This window comes from Methanobacterium sp. CWC-01, from assembly GCF_030323845.1.
Taxonomy (GTDB): Archaea; Methanobacteriota; Methanobacteria; order Methanobacteriales; family Methanobacteriaceae; genus Methanobacterium; species Methanobacterium aridiramus.
Map to the genome: position 1 here is coordinate 913,139 of NZ_CP040735.1, position 17,505 is coordinate 930,643.

18 protein-coding genes are annotated in these 17,505 nt (G+C 42.5%); 10 read left to right on the forward strand and 8 right to left on the reverse strand.

Translation table 11 applies throughout. From position 1 onward, the window contains the following. Positions 1 to 5: 5 nt before the first annotated feature. Genes FGU46_RS04910 through FGU46_RS04920 form a run of 3 tightly spaced genes read left to right on the forward strand, consistent with a single transcriptional unit; the run spans position 6 to position 3,554 of the window. Positions 6 to 1,091: an ATP-binding cassette domain-containing protein gene (locus tag FGU46_RS04910; protein ID WP_286477741.1), complete on the forward strand. Its 1,086-nt coding sequence runs from the start codon at positions 6 to 8 to the stop codon at positions 1,089 to 1,091. A 1-nt stretch (position 1,092) separates the two neighbouring features. After that, positions 1,093 to 2,286 (forward strand): ABC transporter permease, encoded by a 1,194-nt coding sequence (locus FGU46_RS04915; RefSeq protein WP_286477748.1) that lies wholly within the window; start codon positions 1,093 to 1,095, stop codon positions 2,284 to 2,286. Positions 2,287 to 2,312: 26 nt separating this feature from the next. Next, a complete protein-coding gene (locus tag FGU46_RS04920) occupies positions 2,313 to 3,554 on the forward strand; it encodes a beta-alanine-activating enzyme beta-propeller domain-containing protein (RefSeq protein ID WP_286477755.1) in 1,242 nt (413 codons plus the stop codon). Between the two features lie 125 nt (positions 3,555 to 3,679). Here FGU46_RS04920 and albA read toward each other — a convergent pair whose 3' ends face one another. The 7 genes from albA to FGU46_RS04955 all read right to left on the reverse strand — a co-directional run bounded on the left by albA (position 3,680) and on the right by FGU46_RS04955 (position 9,882). After that, complete coding sequence (gene albA / locus FGU46_RS04925) at positions 3,680 to 3,955, reverse strand: DNA-binding protein Alba (protein WP_286477758.1); 276 nt, start codon at positions 3,953 to 3,955, stop codon at positions 3,680 to 3,682. Positions 3,956 to 4,116: 161 nt separating this feature from the next. Further along, positions 4,117 to 4,866, reverse strand: coding sequence for an ATP-binding response regulator (locus FGU46_RS04930; RefSeq protein ID WP_286477761.1), 750 nt, complete (start codon positions 4,864 to 4,866; stop codon positions 4,117 to 4,119). A gap of 65 nt (positions 4,867 to 4,931) precedes the next feature. After that, a complete protein-coding gene (locus FGU46_RS04935; RefSeq protein ID WP_286477766.1) occupies positions 4,932 to 5,681 on the reverse strand; it encodes an ATP-binding response regulator in 750 nt (249 codons plus the stop codon). Positions 5,682 to 5,786: 105 nt separating this feature from the next. After that, on the reverse strand, positions 5,787 to 7,310 hold the full coding sequence (locus FGU46_RS04940) for a 2-isopropylmalate synthase (protein ID WP_286477770.1): 1,524 nt from the start codon (positions 7,308 to 7,310) through the stop codon (positions 5,787 to 5,789). Positions 7,311 to 7,379: 69 nt separating this feature from the next. Beyond that, positions 7,380 to 8,162 (reverse strand): DUF63 family protein, encoded by a 783-nt coding sequence (locus FGU46_RS04945; RefSeq protein ID WP_286477776.1) that lies wholly within the window; start codon positions 8,160 to 8,162, stop codon positions 7,380 to 7,382. A 39-nt stretch (positions 8,163 to 8,201) separates the two neighbouring features. Continuing rightward, on the reverse strand, positions 8,202 to 8,849 hold the full coding sequence (locus FGU46_RS04950; protein ID WP_286477781.1) for a PHP domain-containing protein: 648 nt from the start codon (positions 8,847 to 8,849) through the stop codon (positions 8,202 to 8,204). A 7-nt stretch (positions 8,850 to 8,856) separates the two neighbouring features. After that, entirely contained in the window at positions 8,857 to 9,882 is a 1,026-nt protein-coding gene (locus FGU46_RS04955; protein WP_286477787.1) for a DUF1786 domain-containing protein, read from the reverse strand. A 121-nt stretch (positions 9,883 to 10,003) separates the two neighbouring features. On the opposite strand from FGU46_RS04955, the gene FGU46_RS04960 reads away from it, so the two are divergent. Both FGU46_RS04960 and FGU46_RS04965 read left to right on the forward strand, forming a co-directional pair. Then, positions 10,004 to 11,296, forward strand: a complete 1,293-nt coding sequence (locus FGU46_RS04960) for a TrpB-like pyridoxal phosphate-dependent enzyme (RefSeq protein WP_286478563.1) — start codon at positions 10,004 to 10,006, stop codon at positions 11,294 to 11,296. A 172-nt stretch (positions 11,297 to 11,468) separates the two neighbouring features. Further along, the gene (locus FGU46_RS04965) at positions 11,469 to 12,689 is read left to right on the forward strand and encodes a bifunctional 5,6,7,8-tetrahydromethanopterin hydro-lyase/3-hexulose-6-phosphate synthase (RefSeq protein WP_286477793.1); all 1,221 of its coding nucleotides are present in this window, start codon (positions 11,469 to 11,471) and stop codon (positions 12,687 to 12,689) included. 475 nt (positions 12,690 to 13,164) lie between these two features. On the opposite strand, the gene FGU46_RS04970 is transcribed toward FGU46_RS04965, so the two are convergent. Next, positions 13,165 to 13,764 (reverse strand): hypothetical protein, encoded by a 600-nt coding sequence (locus FGU46_RS04970; protein ID WP_286477802.1) that lies wholly within the window; start codon positions 13,762 to 13,764, stop codon positions 13,165 to 13,167. Between the two features lie 718 nt (positions 13,765 to 14,482). On the opposite strand from FGU46_RS04970, the gene FGU46_RS04975 reads away from it, so the two are divergent. The 5 genes from FGU46_RS04975 to FGU46_RS04995 all read left to right on the forward strand — a co-directional run bounded on the left by FGU46_RS04975 (position 14,483) and on the right by FGU46_RS04995 (position 17,500). Beyond that, positions 14,483 to 15,073: a flavodoxin family protein gene (locus FGU46_RS04975; protein WP_286478565.1), complete on the forward strand. Its 591-nt coding sequence runs from the start codon at positions 14,483 to 14,485 to the stop codon at positions 15,071 to 15,073. A 20-nt stretch (positions 15,074 to 15,093) separates the two neighbouring features. After that, a complete protein-coding gene (locus tag FGU46_RS04980) occupies positions 15,094 to 15,795 on the forward strand; it encodes a TOBE domain-containing protein (protein WP_286477804.1) in 702 nt (233 codons plus the stop codon). A 107-nt stretch (positions 15,796 to 15,902) separates the two neighbouring features. After that, complete coding sequence (locus tag FGU46_RS04985; RefSeq protein ID WP_286477805.1) at positions 15,903 to 16,106, forward strand: ferredoxin family protein; 204 nt, start codon at positions 15,903 to 15,905, stop codon at positions 16,104 to 16,106. Continuing rightward, entirely contained in the window at positions 16,084 to 16,659 is a 576-nt protein-coding gene (gene hisB / locus FGU46_RS04990; RefSeq protein ID WP_286477819.1) for an imidazoleglycerol-phosphate dehydratase HisB, read from the forward strand. Before FGU46_RS04985 ends, hisB begins: the two co-directional genes overlap by 23 nt. Before the next feature lie 370 nt (positions 16,660 to 17,029). Beyond that, positions 17,030 to 17,500 carry a flavodoxin family protein gene (locus tag FGU46_RS04995; protein WP_286477825.1) on the forward strand — a complete coding sequence of 157 codons (471 nt, stop codon included), beginning with the start codon at positions 17,030 to 17,032 and terminating at the stop codon, positions 17,498 to 17,500. Positions 17,501 to 17,505 lie beyond the last annotated feature (5 nt).

The window sequence follows — 17,505 nt, forward strand, 5'->3', positions numbered from 1 at the left end:
AGTTTATGAAATACGCTATAGAAACTTTCGATCTAACCAAACGCTACGGAGACTTCGTCGCAGTGGACGCCCTAGATTTGAAAGTGAAAAATAAGAGCATATTTGGATTTTTAGGTCCTAATGGAGCCGGTAAAACCACTACCATTAAAATGCTTACATGCCTCATCCCCTCCACCAGCGGATCTGCAAGTGTTGCAGGTCATGATATAAATGATAGTCCAAACGAAGTCCGGGAAAAAATCGGGATGGTTCCCCAATTAGTAAGCCTTTATGGAGATTTAACCGCCAGAGAAAACGCCGAACTTTGCGCTGACTTTTATGGAATGCCTCGCGACCTAAAAGAAGAGAGAATTGATGAACTAATGGAGTTAGTGGACATTAAATACGCAGAGAATAAGACGATAAAACAGATGTCCGGGGGGCAGAGACAGAAAGTTTCCGTAGTTGCTAGTCTGATTCACCAACCTGACATCCTGTTCCTGGACGAACCCACTATTGGTCTAGATCCTACCACCAAGACCGTTCTGTGGGATCTCATAGACGAATTGAATCAGAAGGGCCACACCATTATCCTCTGTTCCCACGACATGTATGAAGTGGAAATGCTCTGTGATCACGTGGGTATAATTAATCAAGGAAAATTAGCAGCTTTTGACACCCCCCAGGGATTAAAAGATACTACACTTGCAGAGAAAAAATGTAGTGCAGAAAGTAATATTGGTGAAATCGTGCGCGAACTAGAGAAATCTCCCGCCAGTGAACATCCGTCATTTGGAAAACTGAAAAACGTTGCTGTGCAATCTGAAATAGATATTGCCCGAGAAATGAGCATTATGATCAGTGATTCAGATAGCGAATTGGTGAAAAAGTTGTACGAAATTCCCTGTGTACTTGAAATTGAAAGCCATAGGTCAGGAAGACTCTCATTTAAATTAGCAAACACCGAGAATGCTATAAATGACGTTATAACGACTATCATGGAAAATGAGGGGAATATAAAGTCAATTTCAACAAAAGACCCCTCATTGGAGGATGTATTCATTAAAGTAACTGCTAAAAAGGTAAAAAACGAAGAAAAAGGAGTTGAGTGAGTTGGTGGAAACCAAAAAAATTATGTGGATGCTAAAAAAAGACTTAATTGTTCTTTGGAGACATAAACCACGCTTATTATCCATCTTCATCTTCCCCATACTCATGATCGCCCTTTTTGGTTATGGTATGGGAGGATCCATTGAAAATATTCCAGTAGTAGTGGTGAAACAGACAGATGGTCCGGTAACTGATGCCACCCTTAACGCTATTAAAGGTATGTCGCTTTACGATGTGAAGGACATTATAAATGACCCTCAAATGGGGCGAGAAATGGTGGAATCAGGACAAGTTAAGGCAGCTATTATAATGCCCCCTGATTATGAAAACCTTAACAGCACCAACGCTAAGTCAGTGGTGGTCTATGTTGATTCATCGGATCAAATGGCCACACAAGCTTTGATACCTGTCACACAGGCCCTTTTCAGCCAAATATCTTCTCAAATAGGAATGCAGAAGCTGGAAGCCATGGGAGTACAGTCCACATCTGTCCAAGTACAATCACAGGGAGTACAAACTTCATCTCCCTTGGCTGGGATAAACCTTCAGAATATAATGAATTCTATCAACTTCCAGATCAACAAGATCTATGGGGACATCAAATACATTGACTTCCTGGTGCCTGCAGTGCTGGCCATGACCATTATGATGGGGGCTATGATGGGTATGGGGGAGTCACTGGCAGGTGAACGAGAGCGAGGAGAACTTGCTAGACTGTTCATGACTCCTACCAGCGTTGCTACCGTAGTAGGAGGTAAAATCATATCAAGACTAACCATACAAATTGCAACTGCTATGGTATTGATTGTTGCAGCCATAGTACTGTTTGGAGTTACAATAAACGGAAGCATGGTACTTACCATTCTGTTAATGGTGCTCACAGCGTTGTGCTTTGTAGGTTTTGGGATAATGATTTCCGCCCGGGTCGGTACCCAGGAAGACTACATCCAGATGGTGATGCCCTTCACCATGCCCATGATGTTCATATCAGGAGTATTCTATCCTCTGGAAACCATGCCCTGGATATTCCAAAAAATAGCATACCTGGTACCCTTAACATATGCTAACAACGCATTAAGAGGAGTTATGTTAAAAGGAGCAGGAATCGGAGACATATGGACATCTATAGCTGTTCTTCTGGGTTTCACCCTGCTGTTCTTTGCACTGGGCGTAACCAGGTTTAATCGAGATATTTAGGTTGAAAATAAACTATAGGTGATATTATGAATGTAAATAAGAAATTTCTCATAGGATTTCTGGCAATGTGCCTAATGTTAGCACAAATCTCAATGGTTCCAGTTTTTGCAGCTGATTGGCCCATGTTTCATTTGAATGAACAGCGCACCGGGAATTTAGAACAATCAGCAGATTTCACCCCAACTTCCTGGTACTTCCAGACCGGAGAATCCATCAAGTCTTCTCCAGCCATCATGAACGAAGTGATATATTTCGGGTCCAGTGATGGGTACGTGTACGCAGTTAATCTTGAGCAGGGGACTCAGTTATGGAGTTATAAGACTGAGGGAGCAGTTATATCATCTCCCGTTCTGGTAAATGAAACTTTATATATTGGTTCCATGGACGGATATCTATACGCCCAGGACACTAAAAATGGAGAAGTGGAGTGGAAATACAAAACCGGAAACTCCATTGAATCATCCCCCACAGTGGATGGGGACACCATTTATGTGGGATCAAATGATGGACGTTTATACGCGATTTCGACCAACGGATCTCTATTATGGGAGTTCGAAAGCGGAAATGCTATTAAATCATCCCCTATAGTTAATGGAAGCATAGTATACTTTGGATCTGATGACGGGAAAGTATACGCCCTGGATGCAGAAACCGGGGAGAAAAAATGGGAGTACACCACCGGAGATAAGGTTCAATCCTCACCATCCATTCTGAACGAAACATTATATGTGGGATCAAATGATGGTAAGATCTACGCCCTGAACCTGGAAGATGGTGCCCTATCCTGGAACTATGAAATGGGAAAACCCATTAAATCTTCTCCAACCATCGATTCAGCTGATAACAGCCTTTTCATAGGGGCTGATAATGGTAAGGTGGCCTGTGTGGACACCAGGAATGGAACCGAAAAATGGGTGGTTGAAGGTCTGGGAGCCGTTAAATCCACAGCAGCACTCCTTGATAATAAAATTGTCTTTGGATCTGACGATGGCACTGTATACATACTCAACAAGTATACCGGAAAAGAAGAATGGACTTACAACCCAGGGTACTACTTGATGAACGCTCCATTAGAGTCATCTCCTGTTGTTTACGGTAACATGATCTACATCGGTGGGAATGACGGCTACCTCTATGCCTTAAAAAATGATAAGGAAAGCGGACCCATATCCATATTCGCCTACTACATCGGAGGAGCCATAGTAGTAATTTTAGCCCTGCTAGTGGGTTTAAGGGCTATAAGGGGTAGAAAGAAAAAAGAAGAGTAGATTCAGTTTTTAAAAGCCGCACCAGCGGCTTTAGATTTTTCTTTTTCAGTAGTATAAAATATTCCTTTAAAACAGCTAAAATAAAAAAAAGTATGAAACCATTGAGGTTTCAAGATTTCACTGATTTATTCCTTGGCTAAAGATATTTCTATAGCTGATACGTTAGTAGAAGACCCTTCATTACTCATGATCTCCTCAGTGCTTATGTCAATGTTTGTAACGGTTGCGTCGGTAATAAAGCGGTTTCTTACGATTTCAGCAACGTCCACTGCTCTGCTAATTGCTCTTCCTCTTGCCTTTAGAATAACTTCAGAGACACCACCGTTCATCTGAGTCACTACAGCTAAGACATAGTTCATTACCGGCTTGTTACCAATGTACACTATATTTTCCTCTGACATCGCTTTAACCTCCAATGATATTAATGGTAATAACTCTTATCCTTATTATATATTACATATTTATTCTCATGGATATCTATATGTTTAACTATATTTTTTATCAATTTCTGTCTTTTATGACTTTAAAGTGCAGGATTAGTTTTTTATGAATTTAGGTCGATTTAAGATTGTTTAAGACGGAATATGACCACATAACCTTCTATTTTACCATCAACACCATCTATCATAGTTAAATTTCCGTCCACAGCCGTTTCCGATCCATCTCTGGCCATAAAAATGAGTTCTTGAGGTATTTTTAAGTTGAAATCTTCTTCAGAATTATCATTTCTGAGGTTGATGAATAAATCTTGGAGCTCTCGATTCAGAACTTCTTTTTCCTTCATGCCAGTTATATCTTCAGCCGATGAATTCATAAAATTGATGCGACCCCGGGGATCAGTGGAGATAACAGCGTCACTGATGTTGCTTAGCATGTTCTGTATCCATTTATCAGGACGGTAAAACTTCTTTTCCAGTTCATGATGTTTAAGAGTGATCTCAATGGCCGTTTGTAGTTCGTTGTCATCGAATGGTTTATGTAAAAATCCAAATGGTTTTTTGATGATAAATCCAGATGGCTGAGTCTCTTTAGCCCGTTTTACAGTATTTTCATCAGAAAAAGCAGTTAGATAAATTACCGGGATTTTAAATCTGGATCTTATATTTTCCGCTGCCTCAATACCATCCATCTCCCCATTAAGTCTTATGTCCATCAGAACCAGGTCCGGGAGGAATTTCTCAACCTCTTGGATTGCTTCCTCACCTGACGAAACAATGGATGGAACCGTGTAGCCTGCACTTTCCAGACCCATTTTTATGTCCTCTCCGGTGATCCGTTCATCTTCGACTACCAGGATCTTTGCGGCCGCCATTTGCATCCCTCTCTTTTTAAGTTACTTCAAAAGAGCATCAGATAATCTTTATGAAGTTTGAATAATTATAGACTATTTTGAGGCCTGAATATGATAACCAGGCCACTCACTGCCCCTTTATTGTCATTTAAAGGAGTGACAGTGCCTTCTAAAAGCACCTCAGATCCATCCATGGCCTTATAAGAAGGAGTTTCACCGGGAGCCAGTGCATTTCCCAGGTCCATCTCCTCCTCAATTAGAGGTTTAAGTTTTAAAAAGACATCTTCCAGGTTCTTACCCAGGACATCGTCCTTTGACCAGCCCGTGATATTCTCGGCGGCATTATTGATAAATCTCACCTTCTTAGACGGATCAGTGGATATTACAGCCTCACTAACGTTGCGGAGCATTGCCGAAAATAACTGGTGGTGTTCTTTTTCCATATGATGACGATACAGAGTAATTTCAATAGCAGCACGAAGTTCAGTGTCTTCAAAAGGTTTGTTAATAATTCCCTGACCTTTTACCAAAAATCCAGATGGTTCAGTCTTTTTAGCCCTTTCCACCGTCTTCTCATCAGAGTAAGCTGTAAGGTAAATTACAGGTATATCATAAAGACGCCTAATCTCACAAGCAGCATCTATACCATCCATTTCACCTTCCAGTCTGATATCCATCAAAACCAGATCAGGCTTGATTTTACCTGCCTTTTGAACAGCATCTTCGCCAGAAGAACAAATAACAGGAACCTGGTAACCATCGAATTCCAGTCCGGCCTTGATATCTTCAGCCGTGATACGTTCGTCCTCCACCACAAGAATTTTTGCACCGCTCACTTGGTCCTACCTCCAGTTCTATTATCACATGTTGTAGGGTTAAGTCTACCTTTTATATAAACCATTCAATCACCCCATTTTATGCCCTTTTTTGGTTAATAGTTTTTAGATCAATTTTACCATTAATATTTTATTTATGGCATCCAATACCGCTTCCACACTGGCCATCACTACGTCTTCTACCGTGGACCGGCCTGTGGCCTGGTTACCCTCTTTGTCGGCCATGATCACAAACACCTCCGCCAGGGCATTGGTACCACCCGTTATAGCCTCAATATTATATTCCTTTAGTTCTATATCGGCGGTGTCACTAACTAAACTTTGTATAGCATTTATGGCAGCATCAACCGGGCCCACTCCCGTTTTAGCAGCGGTTTTGACCTCTCCATCTATGTTCAATTTGATGGTGGCGGTGGGCAGTACGTTGTCTCCGGTGAGTACGGAGAGTCCTTCTAGTTTGACTGTTTCTTTTTGTGCTCTACCTAGCACTGTCTCCGCCAGGGCCTTTAAATCTGCATCAGTGACCATTTTACCCTTGTCACCCAGTTTCTTTACCTGGTCAAAGACCTGGCAGAACTGATCCTCATTCATCTCAATACCATAGTCATCCAGTTTGGACCATAAAGCCCGGGCTCCGGTGTGTTTGCCCAGTACTATGCGCCGGGTGTGGCCTACAATCTCAGGCATGAGTGGTTCGTAGGTCTCTGCCTTGGCTAAAACCCCGTGAACATGAATACCGGCCTCGTGGGCAAATGCATTGTCTCCCACAATAGCTTTGTTGGGCGGTATTCTAACCCCGGTTATCCTGGACACCATCTGGGAAGTGTCCACCAATAATTTGGTGTTTATATTAAGTTTTACATCATAATTGATGATTAAAGCCATGACCACTTCTTCCAGGGAGGTGTTACCAGCCCGTTCCCCGATTCCATTGATGGTGGCATGTACTTGTTCGGCGCCAGCTTCTACCGCGGCCAGGGAGTTGGCCACCGCTAGGCCAAAGTCATCGTGACAGTGGACACTGATGGGCACGGCCAGCTCCTTTTTGAGCTTTCCAATTAGATAGTTCATGGAAGAGGGGACCATCACTCCCACAGTATCTGGTACGTTTATATAATCAGACCCAGCTGATTCCACAGCCCTGTATATCTCCAATAGATAGTCAAATTCAGTTCTAGTCGCATCTTCTGCTGAAAATTCGGCCACGATGCCATGATCCTTTATATATTCCACCGCTTCTACGGCCTTTTGGAGAATATCTTCCTTACCCATTTTAAGCTTGTACTCCCGGTGGAGGGGAGAAGTGCCGATGAAGGTGTGGATGTAATCCACTTCACTGTTTATGGCAGCATCCAGGTCTTCCTGCAACACCCGGGCTAAACCACAAATCTGGGCATTCAAGCCTAATTCCTTTATTTCTCGGGCTGCTTGCTGTTCTCCTGGTGAAGCAGCCGGGAAGCCAACCTCTATGGTATCGACTCCCAGAACATCCAGCCGTTTGGCTATTCTTAGCTTTTCTTTGGGTGTGATGGCTACTCCTGGTGTTTGTTCACCATCCCGGAGGGTGGTGTCGAATATTTTAACCCTCCCGGGTAAGCTCATCTTTGCTTTCACCATATCCATGTACATGGGAAGACCTCAACTTATTCTAAAGTTATTATTATGGTAGGTTAGTGTTTCATAAATAAATTGGGATTATCAGCTGCCCATGATCAGACTCAGCAAGTTCCGAAGCCCAGGAGCCAATCCCAATATGAATACAGCCAGTTTCAGCATATTCCTGGTGGTCTTGTCATTCACATTGGTGTCTATTACATATAAAACCGCCAATATCACTGTAATCTTGAGTGGAAACATCACGACTGCAGTATCAGCTAGTTGGGTGAGGAAATTAGGCAGCACATGCTGCTCTCCATAACCATAGAAGTCCACTGCCACGAAAGTGGTGCTAGCATCCAGCAGGTGAGCAATCAGGACACTTAAATTAAATTTATCTTTGATTAGCCACCATTTATTCCTTAAAAAGATGAAAGGTGCGGATATCAAAGCCCAAAACCCTAATATCTGAATTAAGGGAACCGGGTTGATGTATTGAATCATGAATACGTTGGGAACACACATCAAGACCCCCATACTAAACAGGAGATATCGATAGTCCCATCCTGTTTTCTTTTCCAGGTACACTGAAAAAAGAAGGGCGGTTATGGAGGCCAAGGCTGTTAGAACGTATATGCCCGGAGTTACCAGTAGCAGGGAGAGGGGATACAATCCATTATCCACCAGGGCCCGGGTGCTGGAACCAAAGAAGATGAATGGTACCAGGGCCAGGAACAATTCTCCAGGATCCTTTCTGAGCCATTTGAACATGCGGATTATGATTAGAATGGACAATCCCAGGATAATGCCAAAAACAATGGTGTTAAGTAGGGTGTAACCGGGATGAAGGTATAGGAAGTTTTCCTGAATGAATTCAACTATCATGACGAGTATAAATATGAGAAATTTTTTCTTAAATTGAAGTTAAACTTTCTTTATCTTCTTATTGATGACTTCCTTTATTATAAGGGGGAGAGGTGTTCGATCCCCAAAAACATTGGTCTTTCCAGAGAGTATAACTTCCAGAATACTTTCCACATCGAAATCTGCCTCTAATTCAGTGACACAACTGCCAATAGCTCCCAGGAAGTGGGCATCGCTAGCTCCCAATTGAGGAACGTTAGTTTCCTCAGCCATCTTACGAGCCCTCCAGTTGGAATAACCAAAAATGTACCTGGAGTTTAGGGTTTCCAGGGCATCCACATCTAAACTGGTAATGCGGCTGAAAATGCCTTCACGGTAGCGTACGAATGGATGGGCAGCTACTGCAATTCCCCCCTGGTCTCTAATTAGATCCACGGTTTCTTCCGGATCTAAACCAGGACTGATCTCCTCTTTTATTCCCAATGCCACAATATGGCCTTTATTAGTGCTGATTTCCATGGCAGGGATTATTACAAAATCTTTAAGCCCCTTAAATCTATTTAAGGCTTCCTTTGATCCTTTCATGGTATCATGGTCGGCGATGGCCACCGCATCCAGGCCAATCTTACGACTGTACTTTACAATATCAGCTACAGTGGAACTTGAATCTGGCGAATAAGTGCTGTGTATGTGTGTATCTATGATCATGTCCCCATTATCCTCTCTTGGACATTATAGCCCTAATAAGGCCGGCTGGCCCCACCATCATAACATCCCCAGCAGGAGCAGCATTGTAAACGCTGTAAACAGTTCTATCCATTATCTTCCTCCTGGGGCCGGTGGCCACCACTATTTCACACCCTTCAATGGGCTCCACCACCCATGCTCCGTGGCCACCATCCTCATGAACTTCTTCATGAGTAATTTCTCCGGAGACCAACCTACTGATGAAGCTCTCTATTTTTGATGGAGTCAACATGCGGGTATGATGCTCAAAAACTCCACATATTTTTCCATCTTTAAAGGATGCGGCCAGGGTGTGGCCATTTCCAATGTCCAGGGCCACGAAGTTTTCCAAGGCCTCCACGAACGGGTCACAGGTACATCCACACAGGGCTGCGAACTTGGAATCCATTACTGTGGGTTTGTAACCTTTTAAGGTACGTAAAACTCCCTGCATACGGGTAAAGTAATCAGGAGCCTCGGCATGGAAAGCAAACTCTTCCGGAAGTAAGGGTGCGTTCATTTTTTCCCTTATCTTGTGGAAACGAAAATCACGGTCCCCCATTTCCTTCAAGAAACCATGATCCTGAACGGCCACGCCCACTTGGTCAAATTCCAGGGGAACATCAAAATATTGTAGTGCTCCTTTTAAAATATCAAGATCTATGTCTCCCAGCTTTATCTCAGCAATTTCTGGATGTTCTTCTCCATCATCCACGATTTCAATTCCGGCGGACCTTACTTCATTTAAATCATCGCGTACAGTTCGAGCTGAGCTTTTGGTCATAACCACCCGGTAGCCCTTATCCAAGTGTCTTTTTATGGCTCTGGTAACCGGCCCACCACCCATGGTTTCTCCACTCAAGAAAATATCGTGGTGATGGTTTCCTATTTTATTTGCTATTATACGAGTGGGAGAGGGAAGTACCAGCTTTACTGCGTTTTCAATTGGTTCCTCAGAGTCATATAGCATGATATCCTGTGTACCAGTTCCCACATCAATTGCCAAAATCTTCATATGTTGTATTTTATGTTCTAAGCTCTTTATAATTTAAGGTAAAAATATAATGTACAAAATTATACAACAAAGGTTTAAATAGTACGGTCAAGATAGTGTGGGCTATCAATAGAAGGTGATAATCATGCAAAGAGTTACTTTACCGGCTAAAGCAATTCCAAAAAAATGGTACAACCTATCCGCTGATTTGCCAGTGGAATTTCCTGAATATTCACAAACCGAAGAAGGAAAACAACTGGAAAATCTGCCCAAAATATTTTCCAGAGGCGTTTTAGAACAAGAACTATCCCAGAAACGTTACATAACAATTCCAAAAAAAGTTAGAAAGATTTACAAAAAGGTCGGGAGGCCAAGCCCCCTTTACCGTGCTAAAGGCCTGGAGGATCATCTGGACACCCCAGCCAAGATATTCTACAAAAGGGAGGACATGTCTCCCACAGGAAGTCACAAGTTCAACACAGCCATAGCTCAAGCCTATTATGCAAAAAAAGACAAGGCCAGGATGCTCACCACCGAAACCGGCGCAGGACAATGGGGTTCAGCTTTGTCACTGGCCTGTAACATGATGGATATCGACTGCCGGGTTTACATGGTACGGGTATCCTTCCAACAGAAGCCATACCGTAAAACTATTATGCATCTCTACAATGGGGAAATATTACCATCACCCAGTGATAAAACAGAATTCGGCAGGAAAATACTGAGTGAAGACCCGGACCATCCCGGAACTTTAGGTATTGCCATCTCAGAGGCAATCGAAGACGCCTTGAAAGATGAAAAAATTTACTACTCCCTGGGAAGTGTCTTAAACCATGTCATGCTCCACCAGACTGTTATCGGCCTGGAAACCAAGAAACAACTGGCCATGATCGATGCTGAGCCAGACATCATGGTAGGATGCGTGGGAGGAGGAAGTAACTTCGCAGGAGCGGTTTTCCCATTTATTAAAGACCAGCTAGATGGAAACATCAACTGTAAATTCATTGCTGCCGAGCCCAATTCCTGTCCCACTCTAACCCAGGGCGAATACCGTTACGATTTTGGAGACACAGCAGGTATGACTCCGCTGATAAAAATGTATACCCTGGGACATGAATTCGTACCACCAGCCATACACACTGGCGGATTGAGATATCACGGAATGTCGCCACTGGTGGCTCTATTAGCACACGAAAAATTGATAGAAGCACGTTCAGTCACTCAAACCGAAATCTTCGAATCGGGTAAGATATTTGCCGATGTGGAAGGAGTAATACCAGCCCCAGAGACCTGCCATGCCATAAAAGTAGGTATGGATGAAGCCATAAAGTGCAGAAAGGAAAAAGAAGAGAAGAATATCATCATAAACTTCTCAGGCCACGGTTTACTGGATCTGCAGGGTTACGACGATTATATAGAAGGTAAATTAAGTTAATCGTCCTTTCAATTTTTATTTTTTTATTTTTTCTTTTCTAAAGCATGCTAATCTATTCTAATGCACAATTTCTAGGAAACCATATTTTATCTATCAAGATTAAGGGCCTTTAATTATCTTTTTATACTCTTTAAGTCCATAGTTTTAAACAGACCATAGGAGGACAATGATCATGTACAGGATAGGTGAAGCCTTAATTGGAAATGGAAATGAAATTGCTCACATTGATCTAGTTATCGGAGACAAAGAAGGGCCCGTAGGGAATGCCTTCGTCAGTAACATGGGAAATATGTCCCTGGGACACACTCCCCTGTTATCGGTTATCCGGCCCAATTTAATGACCAAACCCGCCACTTTAATTATTCCCAAAGTTTCAGTCAGAGATTTAGGTGATGCTAATAAGATATTTGGACCGGCTCAAACCGCGGTAGGGCGTGCCGTGGCCGATGCCGTGCAGGAAGGTTTAATACCTAGTGAAGATGCTGAAGATCTGGTTCTCATAGTCAGTGTATTTATACACCCAGAAGCCTCTGACTACCGGAAAATTTATCAGTACAACTATGGGGCCACCAAACTGGCCATTAAAAGGGCCATGACTAGCTATCCATCAGTAGATAAAGTACTATCAGAAAAAGACCGAGGAGTACACGGAATTATGGGATTCAAGGTTAACCGCCTATGGGATCCTCCATACCTGCAAGTTGCACTGGATCTGGATAACATGGCCGAAATGGAGCGAATTATCAATAGCCTTCCGGACCGCGAGCGGATCCTAATCGAAGCCGGAACCCCCCTGGTCAAAAAATTCGGGGTGAGCGTGGTAGGCAAAATCAGGGAGCTCAAACAGGACGCCTTCATCATAGCGGATTTAAAAACCCTGGATGTGGGGCGAATAGAAGTTAAAATGGCTGCCGATGAAACCGCTGATGCAGTGGCCATTTCTGGCCTGGGAACCATCGAATCCATTGAAAAAGCCATCCACGAAGCCTCGAAACAGGGGATTTACTCCATTCTGGATATGATGAACGTGGACAATTTCCTGGAAAAACTTCAGAACCTGAATTTCATGCCAGATATTGTGTTACTACACCGTAACGTGGACCTAGAGACACTTAAAAAAGAAAAAGGCGAAAAACTCGATGAAATGACTGAATGGGGCAACATCAAAGAGATCAAAGAGATTTTAGGCGGCAACCGCTTAGTTGCGGTGGCCGGAGGAATAACCCCCCAGAAGGTTAATGAAGCCCTGGAAAGTGGTGCTGACATTATTGTGGTGGGCCGTTACATTATCGGATCCCGTGATGTCCGCCACGCAGCCGAGGATTTCCTGGAACACATGCCCCAGGACCCAGACACCATGCGTCTGGCTCTGGACGAAGACGAATCCATTTAAAAAGAGCATTTTCTTAAAATATGCTCTTAATCTCTATTTTTTAATTCTCATTCTTTATGAAATTTTTTAGTGCCCAAGTAGACGATAATCAAGTCACAAGTGGTTCTATAAAATACTGGGAGTTAAACTTAGATATAACTTCACATTAACTCTTTTTTGCCATAAAACTTAAAATATAATGTTTTAATCTTTAATTTACAACTTAATGCAAATATATAAACTAAATTACAGAAACTATCGACCAATTTAGGATTCAAACCTCTCCATAGTTGATGATGGAATGGACAAATTGAATGTACGAAATTCGAAATTCTTTGCAAATAATGGAAACAAATTAGTTTGCAAATTGAATAAAATTAAAATAGAACAACTAATACAATTAATTTTCTTGAAAACTCCGCTACCCATATAATAAAATGGTGGAGGATTAAGAGTTTGCACTCTGAATCCGTGTCCTTTTGGGCTTTTCTTTTTTTTAGGAGCTTTGGATTACTTTACCGTTGACGTAGTTGGATGTCCAGTAGTATCGCATTGCGTATCCGTTGCCTTTGTAGTCGTAGTTTACCCATTTGCCGTTTTTGTAGTATTGTACGGATCGGTGTCGGGATGACATGCTGGTGGCGTATTGAATGATTCTTACTTTGTATCCTTGTTTTTTCAATTGATTGTAAAGTATTGCACTGTTGGTCCAGCAGTCTCCGGTTCCTTTAGAACCTTTGCTGGATTTGTAACTGGATTTGTAGTATACTTTCACGTATTTGGTGACTTTAACATAGTATGCGGCTCGGACGTATCTGTAGCGGCCGTTCCGGTACTTTTTCTTGTACTTGTACTTTTTCACGTAGTAGGTTTTCTTCTTCCAGTAATAGGAAGCCGCGTTGACTTCTGGTTTTGCAACTGAAGCCGAATTTGCTGAATCAATACTAGTCACTTGTGAAGTACTGGTGCTTTGACTTGAAAGGTTGTCAACTGCCCCGGATAGGGGTAAAGTGCATACTGCTATTGCTAACGCTAATAGCAACACATAATTTATTTGTCGCTTAATTATACCGCCTCCGTGACTCACCATATCCATGTATGATGAGGCCCTATGGTATAACACTGCATTTTTGGAACATGACTTATAAAGCTTCTGGTTTTATTCTCGCAAATTCCAAGCCATACAGCTTTTTTTTCGATTTAAGACGTCTTTAGAGGGAATTCACAAGACCAAAAATAGATAAACCCAATCCATTGTTATTTTCCCCAACATACCTTCAAAAAAAGATTATTNTACCAAAATAAAGCCAAGCTAATCAGAATTCATAAAAAGATCCATTCCTAAAATACACTGTGCCCCACCCAATGACCCAATTAACAAAAAAGAACCAAACTACAACATTTCAATCATTTATGAAGTTATTACAAGCAATTTATACTTAATCAGCTTTAAATCCACATTTCACAAGGAAATAGGAGACCACGTCTTTTTCCACTCCCCATCCCCAGAGTAAAGCTACAGGGGTTGATAGCAAAATGATCATAATCCACCCCAAGAACCCAAAAACCTTCTCTAACTGTTCAATTTAACCCTGCAACGGTACAAATCCAATTAAAAATTAAGACCAATAACCCTGAAAAATCCTGATTAACAGAATCTGTAGCCTGAGCTTCTCCAACCATGTCCCGAAGGTATTACGAAGAAAGGTTAACTTCCTATTAATCCAGGATCTTGATAGAATGAAAATATCTACCACAGCCAGACATGAAGGTTAAATTAGACCTTGCATAATAAGTAATAGGGGAGTGATCTTATCATACTGGGAATATGTGGAAGTCCTAGGAAACAGGCCACCGAATACGTTTTACAAGAAGCCCTGGCCATGATGAAAGAGAAGGGGTTCGAAACCGAATTTTTCACAGTGCGGGGAAAAAAAATTGGCCCCTGTCGTCACTGCGATTACTGTATGCGTAAGAAGGAGTGTATACTGAAGGATGACATGTACCAGGTGTATCCCCTCATCCAGGAGGCCCAGGGACTTATAATGGCCACCCCTATTTACAACGGAGGCCTTAGTGCTAATTTAAAAGCTGTTATGGATCGTTGCCGGGCTTTGGGAGCTGTTGATTTTAATTTTCTGCAGTACAAAGTGGGGATGGGTATTACCGTTGGTGGAGACCGGGCTGGAGGTCAGGAACTGGCCATGCAGCAGATCATCACCTATTACATCCTCAACGGAGCAATACCGGTTAGTGGGGGGGCTTTTGGTGCTAATTTAGGTGCTAATTTTTGGTCCCAGGATACTTTAGATGGCGTTAAGGGCGATGAAGAAGGGTTTAAAAGCCTCCGAAAAACCTTAAAACGCTTTACCATATTCCTTGAAAAATATTCAAATATTGAATGAGAAATTAACAGGTTCATGCCATGAATAACATAAGCGACCAACTTCAGGTAGATGTCCATTTAGAGATAGGGGACAAAACTGTATTTTTCGATCAAAAAAGGTTCTTCCTTCTAAAATACATTGATGAGCTAGGATCCATAATGAAGGCCTCCAAGAAAGCCAATATTCCATACCGCAGTGCCCTTAAGTACATCGAGGATATGGAAACGGAAGTAGAATCACCGGTGGTGATCACCCAAAGAGGAGGGAAAGGTGGAGGAGGAGGAAGCAGACTCTCGGAAACTGGCAAGTCACTAACCTGGGAATACATCAAGCTGTCCAATGTGATTCGCAAACACCGGGTGGTGAACGAGATCAGTGGACTGGTATCTGAAATTGATGAAGTTTCACGCATTATAAAGATTGTCCTGGACAGCATGAAGATATCCATCCCTTTAACCGAAGATTTGGATGTGGGAGATGCGGTACTAATTCTGATCAGCCCCGATGATATCATGGTCATGTTAGAGCCACAGCCCTCCAGTTTGAGGAATGTTTTTCCCTGTGAAATCGTGGGCATGGAACTTAAAGAAGGCACTGTTAGGTTAACCGTTACTCTTGATGGTATCAGCCTTATGGTAGACATAACAGAGTATTCCCGGGAAAAACTGGATTTAAACCTAGGGAAAAAAGTTTATATTGGATTCAAAGCCGCCTCTATATCGGTTATAAAGATCAGTTAGAAGTTATAACTCACAACTAATAACTTATAAGTTATCAGAAGGAAAGGGTTTAGAAGCCTTTTATATGAATGTAGAATTAAAAAGGCTCAAACAACTAGGACGATTAAATGCGAATAGAAGTTGACCCTGAAAAGTGTACTGGCTGCGGGATCTGCAAGGAAGAATGTCCCAAGGGAGCTAAAATATGGAACATTGGAAAACAGGCAATGGCCACCAACCTGCGCTTCTGCCACTTGTGCACCATCTGTGCGTCCAAATGTCCTGAAGATGCCATAAGGGTGATTAGAGATGCGCCTAAAGAAGATGAATAGAAAAACCTCTGAAACGGACATCGAATTGGAAATAAATATTGACGGTGCTGGGAACTATGATATAAATTCTGGTATACAGTTTTTTGACCATATGCTGAATTCTTTTGCACGTCACGGACTATTTGATCTTAACTTAAAGGTGGATGGAGACCTGGAAGTGGACGACCATCACACCGTGGAAGATGTGGGCATAACCCTGGGCCTGGCCTATAAAGAAGCTTTAGGAGATAAAAAAGGCATTAAAAGAGTGGCAAACTCCTTAGTTCCCATGGATGAGGCCCTGGCACTGGTAGTGGTTGATCTGAGTGGAAGAAGTTATACTGTCCTGGATATGAACTTCAAATCATCTAAAGTAGGAGATTTGAGTACCGAAAATGTGCCACACTTTTTTGAATCATTCGCCCATAGTGCACAGATAAATCTACACGCCAGAGCCGAGGGAGAAAACGATCATCATCAGATCGAAGCCCTGTTTAAAGCCCTGGCCCGGGCCCTGAAAGAAGCCAGCCGGATAGAACATGACTTAATCCCCAGTACCAAGGGTGTGCTCTGAAGCGGGGTAAAAAAAGGTCCAAGAAGGAATTTTATTCCCTAGCGCTGGTTGGGAGCTGTCAGATGGAATATTGCCATGACCATCCGGTGGTATCCTCCAGATCCCGGTGGGTTCTGTCTCCAGTTATATGCTAGTGAGACCATAGGAATGCGCTTCCCAAATTGCTGTTCACTTTTTAACTTCTGCGGTTGTGATTTCTAATGCCATCATGATCTCATTCATCAATCCCCGCTGGAGTATGGTCATCCCTATTTTCTTAATTCTCATGATATCGGTATTAGGCCGAGATTAGATACCTAAGTAGAAGAGGCACCATGATGTCGAAGTGGTAGGATATGCTTATTAATTAGATTAAACTGGAAATAATAATATGAGAACCCTTATAGCTTGTTATTCCTACACCGGAAACACCATGGTTATTGCCCAGCGGATCAGTGAAACTATAGATGCTGATTTAACCAGAATCCAACCGTTAAAAGACCGCTGGTATATGATAAAAGCAATTCATGCTTATCTGGAAAAGAAATGGCCTATACAAGATTGTATTACTGATCTGTCTGAATATGATTGTTTACTTCTCTGCTGCCCGGTATGGGCTGGTCGTGCCCCGCCAGGAGTGAATCAATATCTCAGCGAGTTGAAAAATGTGAAGGGTAAAAAGTTAGTTGTCATGGTCACCATGGGAGGAAATGGGAACCAGGGAGCAACTGACCAGATAAAGACAGCTCTGGAGGTGCAGGGGATGGAATTTGTGAAAAAATTGATAATCAACGGCAATGACCAGAAGAGCGGAGAATGGGTGGCTAAGGTAGACGAATTCCAGGACCTCTTCAGGGAATAATGGAG

What these genes read in the sequence shown, in the direction of transcription:
- FGU46_RS04930 (WP_286477761.1), bottom strand. Translation starts at nt 4,866, where the DNA reads ATGGCGGCCGCAAAGATCCTGGTAGTCGAAGATGAACGGATCACCGGA.
- hisB (WP_286477819.1), top strand. Translation starts at nt 16,084, where the DNA reads ATGCGCCTAAAGAAGATGAATAGAAAAACCTCTGAAACGGACATCGAA.
- FGU46_RS04965 (WP_286477793.1), top strand. Translation starts at nt 11,469, where the DNA reads ATGTACAGGATAGGTGAAGCCTTAATTGGAAATGGAAATGAAATTGCT.
- FGU46_RS04985 (WP_286477805.1), top strand. Translation starts at nt 15,903, where the DNA reads ATGCGAATAGAAGTTGACCCTGAAAAGTGTACTGGCTGCGGGATCTGC.
- FGU46_RS04920 (WP_286477755.1), top strand. Translation starts at nt 2,313, where the DNA reads ATGAATGTAAATAAGAAATTTCTCATAGGATTTCTGGCAATGTGCCTA.
- FGU46_RS04950 (WP_286477781.1), bottom strand. Translation starts at nt 8,849, where the DNA reads ATGATCATAGATACACACATACACAGCACTTATTCGCCAGATTCAAGT.
- albA (WP_286477758.1), bottom strand. Translation starts at nt 3,955, where the DNA reads ATGTCAGAGGAAAATATAGTGTACATTGGTAACAAGCCGGTAATGAAC.
- FGU46_RS04955 (WP_286477787.1), bottom strand. Translation starts at nt 9,882, where the DNA reads ATGAAGATTTTGGCAATTGATGTGGGAACTGGTACACAGGATATCATG.
- FGU46_RS04940 (WP_286477770.1), bottom strand. Translation starts at nt 7,310, where the DNA reads ATGTACATGGATATGGTGAAAGCAAAGATGAGCTTACCCGGGAGGGTT.
- FGU46_RS04970 (WP_286477802.1), bottom strand. Translation starts at nt 13,764, where the DNA reads ATGGATATGGTGAGTCACGGAGGCGGTATAATTAAGCGACAAATAAAT.
- FGU46_RS04910 (WP_286477741.1), top strand. Translation starts at nt 6, where the DNA reads ATGAAATACGCTATAGAAACTTTCGATCTAACCAAACGCTACGGAGAC.
- FGU46_RS04945 (WP_286477776.1), bottom strand. Translation starts at nt 8,162, where the DNA reads ATGATAGTTGAATTCATTCAGGAAAACTTCCTATACCTTCATCCCGGT.
- FGU46_RS04995 (WP_286477825.1), top strand. Translation starts at nt 17,030, where the DNA reads ATGAGAACCCTTATAGCTTGTTATTCCTACACCGGAAACACCATGGTT.
- FGU46_RS04980 (WP_286477804.1), top strand. Translation starts at nt 15,094, where the DNA reads ATGAATAACATAAGCGACCAACTTCAGGTAGATGTCCATTTAGAGATA.